Source organism: Rufibacter radiotolerans (genome assembly GCF_001078055.1).
In the GTDB taxonomy this organism is placed as follows: Bacteria; Bacteroidota; Bacteroidia; order Cytophagales; family Hymenobacteraceae; genus Nibribacter; species Nibribacter radiotolerans.
This window is the reverse complement of record NZ_CP010777.1, coordinates 4,806,949-4,820,793: the sequence shown is the minus strand read 5'-3', so window position 1 is coordinate 4,820,793 and position 13,845 is coordinate 4,806,949. Positions and strand designations below refer to the sequence as shown.

The window sequence follows — 13,845 nt, the reverse complement described above, 5'->3', positions numbered from 1 at the left end:
GGGAGGAGTAACTCGTAGGCTCATTATGCAAAAGGCACGCCGTCACCCCACGAAGGGGCTCCGACCGCTTGTAGGCGCATGGTTTCAGGTTCTATTTCACTCCCCTATTCGGGGTTCTTTTCACCTTTCCCTCACGGTACTGGTTCACTATCGGTCTCTCAGGAGTATTTAGCCTTACCGGATGGTACCGGTGGATTCAGACGGGATTTCTCTGGTCCCGCCCTACTCAGGATACCACTAGGGCCAAGAAGCTTGCGCTGACGGGGCTATCACCCTCTATGGCCTACCTTCCCAGGTAGTTAAGCTTCAATTCTTGGTCCCACGTCGTGGTCCTACAACCCCAGCGCTGCCTTGACAGCCCTGGTTTGGGCTCTTCCCCGTTCGCTCGCCACTACTTAGGGAATCATTGTTATTTTCTCTTCCTGCGGGTACTTAGATGTTTCAGTTCCCCGCGTTCGCTCACCCGAAGGTGTGACTGGTCTTCAACCAGCCGGGTTGCCCCATTCGGATATCCCCGGATCGAGTCGTATGTGCCGATCCCCGGGGCTTTTCGCAGCTTATCGCGTCCTTCCTCGCCTCTGAGAGCCTAGGCATCCTCCATGCGCCCTTCTTTACTTTCTTCCGCCTGCATGATCGCTCATGCGGCGCGTACTCTACTTTTGTTTTCTCTCTTCCCAGTATGTCAAAGAACCCCCCGCCAAGTATCCCCTATATCGCTATAGGTGCTCCCTGGCATGTGCGGCAGAGACCCTGTCGGTGCCTGCCAATGCATTGATGCTTTCTATTGTTCCTTTAGGTCAGGCGAAGTGGAGAATAACGGAGTCGAACCGTTGACCTCCTGCGTGCAAAGCAGGCGCTCTAGCCAGCTGAGCTAATCCCCCGTGCGCCATGGTGTGGGCCTGCGTGGACTCGAACCACGGACCTCTACATTATCAGTGTAGCGCTCTAACCACCTGAGCTACAAGCCCTACTACTTGGGGTAGGTGTCCGTACTGACCTAAAAAAACCGTAAGTGTCTGTTGTGGTTTTAAGTAAAGGGAAAGAAAGGAGGAAGGAGGCGAGCCCTCGGCGGGCGGTCTCCAGAAAGGAGGTGATCCAGCCGCACCTTCCGGTACGGCTACCTTGTTACGACTTAGCCCCAGTTACCAGTTTTACCCTAAGCCGCTCCTTGTGGGTGACGGCCTTCAGGTCTCCCTGACTTCCATGGCTTGACGGGCGGTGTGTACAAGGCCCGGGAACGTATTCACCGCGTCATTGCTGATACGCGATTACTAGCGATTCCAGCTTCACGGAGTCGAGTTGCAGACTCCGATCCGAACTGAGACGCACTTTCTGAGATTGGCATCCTGTCACCAGGTAGCGACCCTCTGTATGCGCCATTGTAGCACGTGTGTAGCCCTAGGCGTAAGGGCCATGATGACTTGACGTCGTCCCCGCCTTCCTCACTCCTTGCGGAGGCAGTCTCCCTAGAGTCCCCACCTTGACGTGCTGGCAACTAGGGATAGGGGTTGCGCTCGTTGCGGGACTTAACCCAACACCTCACGGCACGAGCTGACGACAGCCATGCAGCACCTTGCTTTGTGCCCCGAAGGGAAGTACCGTCTCCGGTACCGTCACGCGCATTCTAGCCTAGGTAAGGTTCCTCGCGTATCATCGAATTAAACCACATGCTCCACCGCTTGTGCGGGCCCCCGTCAATTCCTTTGAGTTTCACCCTTGCGGGCGTACTCCCCAGGTGGATTACTTAACGCTTTCGCTAAGACGCCGACAGTCTGTCGCCGACATCGAGTAATCATCGTTTACGGCGTGGACTACCAGGGTATCTAATCCTGTTCGCTCCCCACGCTTTCGTGCCTCAGCGTCAGTTATGGCCTAGTTAGCTGCCTACGCAATCGGTGTTCTTGAGGGTATCTAAGCATTTCACCGCTACACCCTCAATTCCGCCAACCTCGTCCATACTCAAGCCCACCAGTATCAATGGCGGTTCCGGGGTTGAGCCCCGGGCTTTCACCACTGACTTAATGGGCCGCCTACGCACCCTTTAAACCCAATAAATCCGGACAACGCTTGCACCCTCCGTATTACCGCGGCTGCTGGCACGGAGTTAGCCGGTGCTTATTCCTCAGGTACCGTCAGTTCCCCACGCATGGGTGTTTTCTTCCCTGATAAAAGCAGTTTACAACCCAGAAGGCCTTCATCCTGCACGCGGCATGGCTGGGTCAGGCTTCCGCCCATTGCCCAATATTCCCTACTGCTGCCTCCCGTAGGAGTCTGGCCCGTATCTCAGTGCCAGTGTGGGGGACCATCCTCTCAGACCCCCTAGCCATCGTCGCCTTGGTGGGCCCTTACCCCGCCAACTAGCTAATGGCACGCATGCCCATCTTGAACCGATAAATCTTTAACAACCCTCAGATGCCCTCAAGTTGTCTTATGCGGTATTAATCTCCCTTTCGGAAGGCTATCCCCCAGTTCAAGGTAGGTTGCATACGCGTTACGCACCCGTGCGCCACTGGGTATTGCTACCCCGTTCGACTTGCATGTATTAGGCCTGCCGCTAGCGTTCATCCTGAGCCAGGATCAAACTCTCCATTGTAGTAGATTCGTTTGACTGGTCTCAATTAATAATAATAAAGACAGTCGATGTTGTAAAGACGTCGACCGCCGATACGCTTGCTTCTCTTCCTAGACAGACACCAGGGTGTCTGCCTTGTTTTCCTATCTTTCCCATTCACTCAAAGAACCTCCCACTAACCTGTCGTTAGTGACTAGCGGTAAACAACGCTTACCGTTTCCCTCCCTTCCGGTAGGGGCTGCAAAGGTAAGGAGAATTTCTTCGTCTCCAAGCCCCCAGGCAACTTTTTTTCTCTTTTTTTATCCCCTCGCCCTGCCGGCTTAGGTTCCTTCCCTCCAGAAGCGGGTGCAAAGGTAAGAAACATCTTTCGCTTTGCAAGCAATTATCTTAAACTTTTTTTTCTCCCTCTCCCGCCCTGCCGGCGTAAGAGGCTTCCTTCCGGAAGGGGCTGCAAAGGTAAGAACAAGTTCCCTTTCCGCAAGCGATCGATGAAGTTTTTTTTCTCTTTCCCGTCCGCCCTTTCGGCTTCCGGGACCCTCGCTGGAAGGGAGTGCAAAGGTAAGGAAGATCCTTTTCTGTGCAACACTTTCTAAAGATTTTTTTCCTCTTTCATCTTCGCCCTGCTGGCTCGGAAAACCCCTCCGTGGAAGGGAGTGCAAAGGTACGAAAGCTTTTGATATCCGCAATAGGCCGCTCCGAAGTCTCCTTCCCAAGCAGCCTTTCCCCCGGGGCGCTTGGAGGTAACCGTGTTCATACCCAAGAAGTTCCGGAAGAGATATTTTTTTCAAAAAAATAGGGGAGCCCAGGGTATGATGCCTCTTCTCCCCTTAAAGGTATATATAATGACCGTTTCCCTTTATTCCGCTACCGCTGTTTTCTCTTTGGGCTTCTTATATATAGGTACTGTAGAGCAAGGTTCTCCATACATGATACTACTTACTACCGGTAATAGCTTCTGCATTATCTCTACATAGGCATAGGTTGGCACCGGGATCTGACCGCAACCTTTGATTACCACCTTAGCGTCCTTGTAGTCTTCGGCGTTGATTTTAGAGATAGCATCTTGTAACAGGGCCTGCTCCAACGCCTTTAAATCGCCAAACACATACCGGTTCACATATGGCTGCAGCTTACTTGCCAATAACATATAAGCCCAGGTAGGCACAATGGCCTCTGTGGAACAAATGATAGCCACGTTCTTTCCTTCGTACTGTGACCAGTCATGCTCTTTTACAAAAGCCCGGAAATCTTTCTCCCGCAGCATCAGCTCCATGAAGAGGTTATCCTTTATATCATAGACTACTCTTTCCCCGGGGTGTAGGTACTCTTCCAGGTTAAGGGTAACAAGCCCACTATTGGCTACTCGGTTTACAAATTCTTCCATCTCTATTTCCCTTGCGGCTTTGTGATGTATACTTCTTTTAAATAGAACGGCTCATAATAGGCCACGTTCTCAAATGCTGCTGCCTGCCACTTTTCCCTGGCTAGTTCACCTATGGCTTTGGCTGTAGGTTTAACATTGCTCAGATAAAAAGCGTTCGGGTGAGAAGCCAATAGTTCCTGGGCTTTTGCCGCCCCACTCCCGAAGAAGATTATGGGCTGTTTTTCCAATTCCGGGGCAAAACTGGAAAGCTCCAGAATAACTGGCTCCACCGGAAGTCGCATCTCCAGTTCATGGGTAAGTAGACAGGTGTAGACTTCTGACCGGCGCGCATCTATCATGGGGCAGAACAGGTAGCGTTCCGGGTGAGGGGTAACGGCAATGATCTGCTGCGCCATAGCTGACAGCGTATCTACTGCAATCAAAGGTTTATCCAGGGAAAAGCAAAGCCCTTTGGCGGTGCCTGATCCTATACGCAACCCAGTGTAAGACCCCGGGCCACCCGACACGGCCACCGCACTCAGTTGCTCTAAACTTACACCGGCATACTCCATTACCTGCTGCACCATGACTGTGATATGCGAGGAATGTGATTTCTCCATCTGCAGTTCAGAATAAGACAACAACTGTTGGTCTTGGTGCAGCGCTACTGAGCAAACAGTGGTAGAGGTTTCTAAGGAAAGGATGTAGGCCATGTATTAAAAAGGCGATGCCGCCATTACTCTACAAAGCTACGCTATTCTAAAACAAAAGGGCAACTGGTTACCAGTTGCCCTTACTATACTATATATATAGAGTGTCCTTATATATAAGGAGTACTTTCTACTTTTTGCCGGTGGTCAGGAGACCCTGGTATTTAGCGGGGTTATTCAGGACATCAACAGCCGCCAGAATATTCTTATCATCATTGAAGGTAGCTTCCACTAATCCTTTTTGCAGATAATACCTAGACACAATCTCCTGCTCCAGCATCTCTCTGATCTCAGGCTTGAACCGGAGAAGGTCATTGCTCTTATTGGTGGCTACCTTCTTCTGGATTTGCTCAATGTCTGCCTTTACCTCATCATAGTGTTTGTCTTCCTTGGCTTTCTTAATCATGTTCTCCAGGGCCTTCTCCACATCTGTGGAATAAGAGATGTCCTTGCCGTTGAGAAAGGCCACGAACTTCTGGTACTCCGCATCTGAGAGATGAAAGTCCTTGGCACCACCAATGGTAGGATTGGACGCCCTGAACCGGGTGGCGTAATCAAAGATATAGTTTTTGGAGACCAGTTTCCGGATGATGTCTGGCATCGGCTGCTCTTTCACTTCAATGTCTGGGCTAATGCCACCGCCGTCATACACCACTCTTCCGCTGGCAGTCTTAAAGGCCACGCGTAAAGAGTCTGGGGTTTTGTGCAAAGAGCCATCTGCCGCGCGGTGGGCATAATCAATGGCCTGAATACACCGCCCGCTGGGGATGTAGTATTTGGCTGTGGTTACTTTTAATTGCGAGTTATAGGAAAGCGGACGGGTCATCTGCACCAGGCCTTTGCCGAAGGTTCTCTCCCCAACCAGTACGCCGCGGTCATAATCCTGCAACGCTCCGGCCACAATCTCTGCCGCCGAGGCACTGTTGGAGTTGGTCAACACCGCAATAGGCATCTGTAGGTCCAAAGGCTCATCCAGGGCTTTGTACATTTTGTTCCAGTCGGCTACTTTGCTTTTGGTGCTTACAATGTCATTGCCGCGGGGCAGAAAGAGATTGGAGATGTTGACTGCCTCGTTCAAGAGGCCGCCCGGGTTGTCGCGCAGGTCTAGGATTACCTTTTTGGCTCCTTGCTCCTTCAGTTTAGCCACGGCATTGCGCACCTCGCGGCCCGCGTCTACCATAAAGCCAGACAACTGCAGGTAGCCAATCTCTGGGGTGACCATGCCATAATAAGGAACATTGTTGATCTGGATGTTAGCGCGGGTCAGTTCCACCTGCATAGGCTTCTCCTCGCCAAAGCGCTTGATCTCCAGCTTCACCACCGTACCGGCCTGGCCCTTGAGCAGCTTGCTTACATCACCGTCGGTTTTCTTGGAAAGGTCTACGCCATCTATCTTCAGGATCTCGTCGCCTATGATCAGGCCAGCCTTCTGGGCCGGGGAGCCCTCATGCGGCAAAGAGATAATGGTACGACCTTCGCGCTTGCCCACCAGGGCGCCAATACCGCCGTACTGCCCGGTGGTCATGGTGCGGAAATCCTCAATATCGTCTTCGGGAATGTAGTTGGTGTAGGGGTCCAGAGACTTGAGCATGGCGTCAATACCCGTGCGCACCAGTTTGGTGGGTGCCACATCATCTACGTAATACGTGTTCACCTCTTTGAAAAGGGTAGCGAAGATGTCCAGGTTCTTGGCTATGTCAAAATAGCGCTCAGAAGTGCCGGAAGTAAAGGAGAAAAGGCCCCACGCCGCGCCAGCCACTAAGAGGCCGGCAAAAGATTTCTTCAACATATCCAGACCAGTAAAAACAAAAAAAAGGGGAAGGCTATTTAGTAAACAAACGCTCCAATCCGGAATTTAGTTTTTTATGGATAGTATTGAAAGGATTTTTTTCTTTGCCGATGTACAAAACCCCAATGTACCAGGTACCACCCTGCGTGTTTAGCTGAGTAATAGTGGGTTTTGACAACCGGTAGGCCTCTTTTATCTGGCGCTTGAGCCGGTTACGGTCAACGGCCTTCTTGAAGTTTCTTTTGGAGACAGAAACCAACACCTGAACCGGGGGCTCAGAGGCTTCGGGCACGTGGAGTGCCACAAAACGCAGGGGATACGAATTAAAAGAAGAACCTTCACGGAACAGCTGTTCAATCAGCTTTTTGCTCCGTAAACGTTCTTCTTTTGGAAATCTATAAGAAATCGGTGGCTCTTCTGCAGAATGTTCAGTGAAGGTACCCATTCGCGAGGCGCCTTGCAGCGAGCTACTCAGAAAAATTAGGCTTTGTGTCTTCTTTCGTCAGAAACGGTCAGTTTGTGACGGCCTTTAGCTCTTCTGCTAGCTAATACTCTACGACCATTGGCAGTTTCCATTCTTGAGCGGAAGCCGTGCTTATTTCTTCTTTTGCGTTGCGAAGGTTGGAATGTTCTTTTCATCTTACACTAAACATTATATTAAGGGTTGCAAAATTAGACATCAATTCTGAAAAATCAAACCAATGCTGCTATTTTAATTTGATTATTTGCACGTTACCCCACTTTTCTGAAAGCTGCGCTGCACCTGCTTGGCTAAAACCTGCCGTTTTGGGCCTGTTTTTAGGAAAACAGGCCCAAAACGGCAGGCCTTCCAAATGGCTCCCAATCGTCTACATGTGCCCTAGGATGACCGCAAAGAACGCTACTACGGTTAAGACAAAGCCCACCATCATCACGTTATAGGCCATGCGCAAGTAATGGTATTTGCGGGCAACCGAGACCCCTAACCCGTGCAAATCACGCATAAGGGCGTGGCGCGAACGCGTGCCGCTCTCCAGTAACTTGTCCATGGCCTGTTCATATTCCTTAATAGACATTCTGTGGAAGTTCTCGAAATGAAGCAGGTTCACGTCTTTGCTGGCCACCTCATCTAAGGTATAATAGCCCCGGGTGCGGTCTGGCCGGGTAGAGAAAATGGCCAGCACCAAGGTGATGGTACAGGTGATGATCAACGTAACCCCAGGTATAAGGTACGTGCTGATGTCTTCAAACTTGCGCAGGTAAAACGTAAAAATAACAGAGATAACAAGCGTGCAAATACTAATGAGAATGTTGGCGCGGCGGTCTCCTATGGCAATATAAGAAACATGGTTTCTGGCAGCGGTGCGGTACATGTTGGTAAGTCCGCTCAGACGCTCTTTGGCTATGATAGCCTCTAGCTTAGCGGTTTTCTTTTCCTGTTTCTTCGCGCTCTCTTTCTCCTTCTTCCTTTGATTTTTAAGAGACACCTCCTTTTCTTCTGTTACATTCATGGTTTAGTTAAAATCACAGATAACCATTTACTTACGGCTAGCCTACTTGGCTTAACGCGGCAGGCCAATCTTCGTTCAAAAGGAGATGTTATACATAGCACAAGGCCTTGCCCCCTTTGGGCAGTTGACAGAGAACCCAAAATATTGCAACTTCCAGCCACTTTCCCTGTAAGGCAGCTTCCGTTACTACGTTTACATGTTACACTACCACCTTTCCGCCCAGAATCCCCTCTCCGGCTATCTCCAAATCCGGACGGTATTAGAGAATATCAACACGCCAGAGCTGTACCTGCAATTGCCCGCCTGGCGCCCCGGCCGGTATGAGCTCCAGAACTTCGCGCAGAAGCTGCAGGATTTCAGGGTGGTTACGCCAGAGGGCACACCCCTGCCCTGCCGCAAAGTCAGCAAGGACCGCTGGCAGGTAGAGACCCAGGGCCAGGCGCAGGTACACGTGCACTACAACTTCTATGCGCGGCAGATGGACGCCGGCGGGTCCTGGCTGGCCGAGGATTTTCTCTACGTGAACCCCGTGAACTGCCTGCTCACCGCCGAGGGCCAGGAACAGGAGCCCTGCCTGGTTTCCATGGCCATTCCAGACCACTGGCAGATTGCCTGCGGATTACCAACCGTAGCGCCCAAGACCCTGCAGGCCCAGAACTTTGACCAACTGGCAGATTCGCCGTTTATTGCCAGCGCCACCTTGCAGCACCAGGTGTATGAGGAGCAGGGCATTCCGTTCCATGTCTGGTTCCAGGGCGAGTGCCAGCCTAACTGGGAGCAACTTATCCCGCACTTCAGGGCCTTTACCCGGGAGCAGCTGGCGCTGTTTGAAACGTTCCCGGTGCCCGACTACCATTTCCTGAACATCATTCTGCCTTATCAGCACTACCACGGGGTAGAGCACCTCAATTCCACGGTCATCACCCTCGGCCCCGCCGAGTTATTGATGTCGCCGGCGCTGTATAAAGAGCTGCTGGGCGTTAGCTGCCATGAGCTTTTTCACACGTGGAACATCAAGCAAATACGTCCTATAGAGCTGCAGCCCTACAATTTCACCCAGGAGAATTACTTCAGGACCGGCTATGTGGCCGAGGGCGTGACTACCTATTACGGGGATTACCTGCTGGCCCGTGGTGGCGTCTTTACCGCTGACCAATACTTTCAGGAACTGAACACCGTTCTCAAAAAGCACACCGTAGACCAGGGAGAACAACACCTCTCTGTAGCCGATTCTTCTTTTGACACCTGGCTGGACGGCTACAAACCCGGCGTGCCCGACCGTAAGGTGAGCATCTACCACAAGGGCTGTATTGCCGCGCTGGTGCTGGACCTGGAGATACGAAGGGCCACCCAGAACCGCCGGTCCCTGGACGAGGTGATGCGCCGCCTATGGCAGGAATTTGGGCAAACTGGCAGGGGCTACCGCGAGGAAGACTATCAGGATCTGGCCCAGCAGGTGGCCGGCATTCCGTTGGAGGATTACTTCCGGGAGATGATCTTCGGGACGGTTTCCTTTGAGAAGTGGCTGGCCCCGGCCCTAGACTACGTGGGGTGCACGCTGGAGAAACTGCCGTCTGCGTTGCCGTATGAGAGCTTTTATGGATTTAAGGTGAACCCTGCCCTTCCGGCGGCCGCCGCTATTGGTTACGTTGCCCCGGGCTCACCTGCCGCGGCGGTAATGGCTGTAGAAGACGAGCTCATTGCCGTGAACGGCCGCAAAGTAGAGAATGGCAACTTGGTGAACCTGCTGGCCAAGCCAGAACCTATTGAACTTACCTTGTTTAGGCAGAAGAAACTACAGACGGTACGGCTAGCCCCAGATGGCCTGCTGCACCTTCCGCAATATAATGTGCGCAAAAAGCCAGAGGCTAGCCCTGAACAGCAGGCTAATTTCAGGGCCTGGCTGAAGCAGGAGTTTTAGGCGGTCCTTGCGTTTTAAGCCTGTTTTTGAAAAAACAGGCTTAAAACGCTTTTGTAGGGTTCTGGTATTTCAGCTGCCCTTCTTTAACTTACAGGCAAACCCAATAATATATGAGCACCAGGCTTACCTTTTTAGCGCTGGCCATTTGGCTATGTGGCTGTACGGCAACCAAACAACAAGCCAGAATGAACAGCTTAAAAGAACAGATCACCACTGAACTCAGCAAGCAGAAGGGCACTTTTGCCGTGGCGTTCAAAGACCTGAAAACCGGTGAGGAACTGCTGATCAATGAGCACACGTCCTTCCACGCGGCCAGCACCATGAAAACCCCGGTGCTTCTGGAAGCCTATAAGCAAGCCGCCGAAGGAAAGTTTTCCATCACGGATTCTATCTTGGTCAAAAACGAGTTTAAAAGTATTGTGGACGGCAGCCTCTATAGCATTGCCGCCGAGGATGACAGCGACCAGGAACTGCATAGACTTTTGGGGCAGAAACGCACCCTGTATGATTTGCTTTACCGCATGATCATCCAGAGCAGTAACCTGGCCACCAACATAGTCATAGAGAAGCTGGACGCTAAGAACGTGACCCAGACCATGCGCAGCTTGGGCATGAAGGACATGCAGGTGCTGCGGGGCGTGGAAGACACCAAAGCCTACCGCCAAGGCCTGAACAACACCGCCACCGCGTATGACCTGATGGTGCTGTTCCAGCACATAGCCCAGGGAAAGGCCGTGTCTAAAAAAGCCTCTCAGGAAATGGTCAAGATCCTGCTGGACCAGAAGTTCAAGGATATTATACCGTCTAAACTGCCTACAGACGTGAAGGTGGCCCACAAAACCGGCTGGATTACTGGCGTGCGCCATGATTCTGGCATTGTTTTTCTGCCAGATGGCCGCCAGTATGTACTGGTACTCTTATCTAAGGAACTGCAGGATGAGCCGGCTGGCATTGCCGCCATGGCCACCGTGTCTGAAATGATTTATAAGCACATGATGAGGTAGTCTTGAGTTCTGAGTGAAGAATAGGATTTATATCTAGGCCTAAAGCTTATCAAAACCCTATAAAAAAGCGAAGGCTGCCTTGAGTAAGGCAGCCTTCGCTTTTTAGTGCTTTATCAGCAATAGTAAATCTTATTTACCTCTGTCCACTTGGTTGTCAGATGGGTTACTGCGCGGGCGGTTGCCCTTGTTGCCGTACCCCTGCGGAATGTCTTCCCGGCTTGGGTTACCGCCTTTGGCCAGATTCCGGTTAGGGTTCTGCACCTTGGCGTCATCGGCCTGCAGGCCTTTGTCTACCGGGTCGTTCTGGGTTTGATGGGTGGGGTCAAACTTCTTGTTGGCATGCTGCTGGGTTTGGTCTTCTAAACCTTTTCCTACCGCATCTTTCTCGCCTTTCGTATTGGAGTTATTCTTTTTATCGCTGCTCATAAAGCCTCCTTTTAGTTAAGTGATACCCTCTATACGAGACCTCGTGGTAAAAGTATACCAATGGGTCAGCTAAAAGCCAGCATCAGGAGTACGAGGAGCATGGGCAACGAGAGGTAAAACCAGAACATGACGTGCCCTCTATAGCCCCTTGGCACCTGTGAGCTGGCTATCAACAAAGCTCCTACCACTACGCCCATATACACCAGAATGAAGTACATGACCTTGTTCCAGTTGCGCACAATAGAACCACCAGCGGCTTCTACCTCTGGGTCTGTAGGGATGAGCCAGGTTACCAGGCTGTAATACACCGCCACCTCCAGCGTCAGGAATATAAGCGCGCCCATGGCCAAGGCCATCACTGTATTTTGTTTCTTCTCCATTCTATGGTTGGGTCTTAGTTTTTAACCCAGACGAAAAGTTAAAGGAAATTACCGGTATTGGGTTTATGCCTGCCTATTTTCCTTTCTCTAAAGCCAAAAAGCCAGCGGGCCACCCATTTTCAGGAGTAGCCCGCTGGCTTTTTCAATCTCTATTTTGAGGCCGTTTTCTGGAAAACAGCCTTAAAACAACTTATACCCTTTCCGGCTGGAAGTTCACCAGTTTCACGAACTCCAGTACGCGGGTGACAATCTCATCTGGCTGCAGGTCTACCAAACGCTCAGTGCCGAACTGCTCTACGCAGAAAGAGGCCATAGCCGACCCATGGATCACGGCGCGTTTCATGTTTTCAAAGCTGATGTCATCTGTGCTGGCCAGGTAACCAATGAAGCCTCCGGCAAAGGTGTCGCCGGCGCCGGTGGGGTCAAACACTTCTTCCAGCGGCAAAGCCGGCGCGAAGAACACTTCTTCCTGGTGGAACAACAGGGCGCCGTGCTCGCCTTTTTTGATGATCAGGTACTTCGGCCCCATGGCCATGATTTTCTTGGCGGCTTTCACTAATGAGTATTCCTTGCTCAGTTGGCGGGCTTCCTCGTCATTGATGCTCAGGACGTCTACCATGCCAATGGTCTGGATCAATTCATTCAGGGCAATGTCCATCCAAAAGTTCATGGTGTCCATGACCACCAGTTTAGGGCGGTTTTTGAGGCGCTCAATCACCTGGCGCTGTACTTGGGGGGCCAGGTTGCCCAGCATAAGGTACTGGCAGTCTTGGTAACTTTCGGGGATAATCGGGTCGAAATCGCCTAGCACGTTCAGCTCTGTCACCAGGGTTTCACGGCTGTTCATATCATTGAAGTAGCGGCCAGACCAAAAGAACGACTTCTCGTTTTCCTTCACCTGAAGGCCTTCGGTGTTGATGCCCTTGCCTTCCAGCATGGCAATGTCAGACTTCAGGAAGTCGCCGCCCACCACAGACACCAGGTTCACGGGCTGCACAAAGTTGGAGGCAGACATAGAAATGAAGGTGCCGGCGCCGCCGATGATTTTTTCCCGTTTCCCGAAGGGGGTTTCCAGTGCATCAAACGCTACTGATCCAATAACTAATAGACTCATGTGCTTTCTTTATTAGAGTTCTTACCTGTTGCAGCCATAAAGCACCAAAGGCCTTACCGCTGCCTTAAACCAAAGTTCTTTCCGTTTTAGTCCCGTTTTCTGAAAAACAGGCCTAAAACAAAAAAAGCCCCTGATTTCTCAGGAGCTTTTTGGGTGATCGATGGGGTTCGAACCCACGACTTCCAGAATCACAATCTGGTGCTCTAACCAGCTGAACTACGACCACCGTGTAATTTGAGAACAAAATTAGCGCATTTGAGCATTGAGTGCAAGTATTTTGCTTTAATTTTTATTGAAAGTTATATTGAGCGGCCTTGCAAGCCTCTTCAAAACTCTCTGTCTCAAGAGGATATTTGAGTATTCTGGATAATAATTTTCTTTAAATCATTGACCCCACAAATCTTTGCTTTAAGCCTGCTTTGGTAAAAACCCAGACCACTTGGTAAGCACCGGCGCCATCACTATTCCATTGGTAGACAAAATAGGTATCTGCGCTCTTGTAAACCTTAAAATCATTAGTGCATTCATAAATATCTGCATACAGGGCCTTGCCAATTGGAATTGCTTTCCCTGCAACGTTTACCTGAATGCCTTTGACTTGAATCTTTGGAAAATTGCCGTCTGTGCCCCAAACGTTCCTCCCGCCAATGGCTTTCACCCATTTACCATCTTGCTTTTCTACGCTTCGGCCACCAAGTTTAAAAGGCTCAATTACATACTTGAAACTAAAGTCTGAACCTTTATAGCTTTTAATTTGCTCTAGCGGTTGAAGTCTGGAGGTATGAATAAACCCCTCTATGTAATCATTCTCTCTGGTTTTTAAGCTGAAGGCATCAGTGGGGATATAAACCTTAACCCAATCACTGCCATCTTGAGCTTGCTCTAAGTCATACCAAAAAACTTTATTGTTGGTGATTTTGTGAATTATGGAAGACTGGGCATTTGGCTCTTTCCTTACATTAGTGAAACCATCCTTGTCATTGATAATAGCTACTTGCGCCCTAGTGAGGAAGGCTACAAAAAGCACTAAAATCAAGGTAAATAAGTATTTCATTTCACTCATAGACTGAAATATA

At 50.7% G+C, this 13,845-nt stretch carries 12 protein-coding genes, 3 tRNA genes, 1 rRNA gene and 1 other annotated feature; of the genes, 2 read left to right on the top strand and 14 right to left on the bottom strand.

The features are described 5' to 3' along the window. Window positions 1-621: a sequence feature (23S ribosomal RNA rRNA prediction is too short), on the bottom strand. Between the two features lie 186 nt (window positions 622-807). The 9 genes from TH63_RS19725 to TH63_RS19685 all read right to left on the bottom strand — a co-directional run bounded on the left by TH63_RS19725 (window position 808) and on the right by TH63_RS19685 (window position 7,924). Next, window positions 808-881, bottom strand: a tRNA-Ala gene (locus TH63_RS19725). Window positions 882-894: 13 nt separating this feature from the next. Further along, window positions 895-968 (bottom strand) — tRNA-Ile (locus tag TH63_RS19720). Window positions 969-1,083: 115 nt separating this feature from the next. Next, window positions 1,084-2,593: ribosomal RNA gene (locus tag TH63_RS19715) — 16S ribosomal RNA — on the bottom strand. 835 nt (window positions 2,594-3,428) lie between these two features. After that, window positions 3,429-3,956 carry a DUF2480 family protein gene (locus tag TH63_RS19705; protein ID WP_048922471.1) on the bottom strand — a complete coding sequence of 176 codons (528 nt, stop codon included), beginning with the start codon at window positions 3,954-3,956 and terminating at the stop codon, window positions 3,429-3,431. 2 nt (window positions 3,957-3,958) lie between these two features. Then, window positions 3,959-4,648, bottom strand: a complete 690-nt coding sequence (gene tsaB, locus TH63_RS19700; RefSeq protein ID WP_048922470.1) for a tRNA (adenosine(37)-N6)-threonylcarbamoyltransferase complex dimerization subunit type 1 TsaB — start codon at window positions 4,646-4,648, stop codon at window positions 3,959-3,961. Window positions 4,649-4,775: 127 nt separating this feature from the next. Then, window positions 4,776-6,434, bottom strand: coding sequence for a S41 family peptidase (locus TH63_RS19695; RefSeq protein ID WP_048922469.1), 1,659 nt, complete (start codon window positions 6,432-6,434; stop codon window positions 4,776-4,778). 34 nt (window positions 6,435-6,468) lie between these two features. Beyond that, window positions 6,469-6,879 carry a ribonuclease P protein component gene (gene rnpA, locus TH63_RS19690; protein WP_048922468.1) on the bottom strand — a complete coding sequence of 137 codons (411 nt, stop codon included), beginning with the start codon at window positions 6,877-6,879 and terminating at the stop codon, window positions 6,469-6,471. Between the two features lie 35 nt (window positions 6,880-6,914). Then, the gene (gene rpmH / locus TH63_RS20045; protein WP_071885432.1) at window positions 6,915-7,073 is read right to left on the bottom strand and encodes a 50S ribosomal protein L34; all 159 of its coding nucleotides are present in this window, start codon (window positions 7,071-7,073) and stop codon (window positions 6,915-6,917) included. A gap of 209 nt (window positions 7,074-7,282) precedes the next feature. Continuing rightward, window positions 7,283-7,924 (bottom strand): Pycsar system effector family protein, encoded by a 642-nt coding sequence (locus TH63_RS19685; protein WP_048922467.1) that lies wholly within the window; start codon window positions 7,922-7,924, stop codon window positions 7,283-7,285. A 196-nt stretch (window positions 7,925-8,120) separates the two neighbouring features. On the opposite strand from TH63_RS19685, the gene TH63_RS19680 reads away from it, so the two are divergent. Both TH63_RS19680 and TH63_RS19675 read left to right on the top strand, forming a co-directional pair. Then, complete coding sequence (locus TH63_RS19680; protein ID WP_048922466.1) at window positions 8,121-9,845, top strand: M61 family metallopeptidase; 1,725 nt, start codon at window positions 8,121-8,123, stop codon at window positions 9,843-9,845. Between the two features lie 185 nt (window positions 9,846-10,030). Further along, window positions 10,031-10,849: a serine hydrolase gene (locus TH63_RS19675; protein WP_231583516.1), complete on the top strand. Its 819-nt coding sequence runs from the start codon at window positions 10,031-10,033 to the stop codon at window positions 10,847-10,849. Window positions 10,850-10,978: 129 nt separating this feature from the next. Here the strand turns inward: TH63_RS19675 and TH63_RS19670 are convergent, their stop codons facing one another. From TH63_RS19670 to TH63_RS19650, 5 genes are all read right to left on the bottom strand, one after another. Next, entirely contained in the window at window positions 10,979-11,275 is a 297-nt protein-coding gene (locus tag TH63_RS19670) for a hypothetical protein (RefSeq protein WP_048922464.1), read from the bottom strand. A gap of 65 nt (window positions 11,276-11,340) precedes the next feature. Further along, entirely contained in the window at window positions 11,341-11,655 is a 315-nt protein-coding gene (locus TH63_RS19665) for a hypothetical protein (protein WP_048922463.1), read from the bottom strand. A 190-nt stretch (window positions 11,656-11,845) separates the two neighbouring features. Next, on the bottom strand, window positions 11,846-12,769 hold the full coding sequence (locus TH63_RS19660) for a PfkB family carbohydrate kinase (RefSeq protein ID WP_048922462.1): 924 nt from the start codon (window positions 12,767-12,769) through the stop codon (window positions 11,846-11,848). A gap of 152 nt (window positions 12,770-12,921) precedes the next feature. Continuing rightward, window positions 12,922-12,995: transfer RNA gene (locus TH63_RS19655), tRNA-His, on the bottom strand. Window positions 12,996-13,148: 153 nt separating this feature from the next. Continuing rightward, complete coding sequence (locus TH63_RS19650; protein ID WP_156180754.1) at window positions 13,149-13,832, bottom strand: hypothetical protein; 684 nt, start codon at window positions 13,830-13,832, stop codon at window positions 13,149-13,151. Window positions 13,833-13,845 lie beyond the last annotated feature (13 nt).

Excerpts from the sequence above, each read along its gene's own strand:
- TH63_RS19675 (WP_231583516.1), top strand. The coding sequence starts at position 10,031 with ATGAACAGCTTAAAAGAACAGATCACCACTGAACTCAGCAAGCAGAAG.
- TH63_RS19650 (WP_156180754.1), bottom strand. The coding sequence starts at position 13,832 with ATGAGTGAAATGAAATACTTATTTACCTTGATTTTAGTGCTTTTTGTA.
- TH63_RS19705 (WP_048922471.1), bottom strand. The coding sequence starts at position 3,956 with ATGGAAGAATTTGTAAACCGAGTAGCCAATAGTGGGCTTGTTACCCTT.
- tsaB (WP_048922470.1), bottom strand. The coding sequence starts at position 4,648 with ATGGCCTACATCCTTTCCTTAGAAACCTCTACCACTGTTTGCTCAGTA.
- TH63_RS19665 (WP_048922463.1), bottom strand. The coding sequence starts at position 11,655 with ATGGAGAAGAAACAAAATACAGTGATGGCCTTGGCCATGGGCGCGCTT.
- rpmH (WP_071885432.1), bottom strand. The coding sequence starts at position 7,073 with ATGAAAAGAACATTCCAACCTTCGCAACGCAAAAGAAGAAATAAGCAC.
- TH63_RS19685 (WP_048922467.1), bottom strand. The coding sequence starts at position 7,924 with ATGAATGTAACAGAAGAAAAGGAGGTGTCTCTTAAAAATCAAAGGAAG.
- TH63_RS19660 (WP_048922462.1), bottom strand. The coding sequence starts at position 12,769 with ATGAGTCTATTAGTTATTGGATCAGTAGCGTTTGATGCACTGGAAACC.
- rnpA (WP_048922468.1), bottom strand. The coding sequence starts at position 6,879 with ATGGGTACCTTCACTGAACATTCTGCAGAAGAGCCACCGATTTCTTAT.
- TH63_RS19670 (WP_048922464.1), bottom strand. The coding sequence starts at position 11,275 with ATGAGCAGCGATAAAAAGAATAACTCCAATACGAAAGGCGAGAAAGAT.
- TH63_RS19680 (WP_048922466.1), top strand. The coding sequence starts at position 8,121 with ATGTTACACTACCACCTTTCCGCCCAGAATCCCCTCTCCGGCTATCTC.
- TH63_RS19695 (WP_048922469.1), bottom strand. The coding sequence starts at position 6,434 with ATGTTGAAGAAATCTTTTGCCGGCCTCTTAGTGGCTGGCGCGGCGTGG.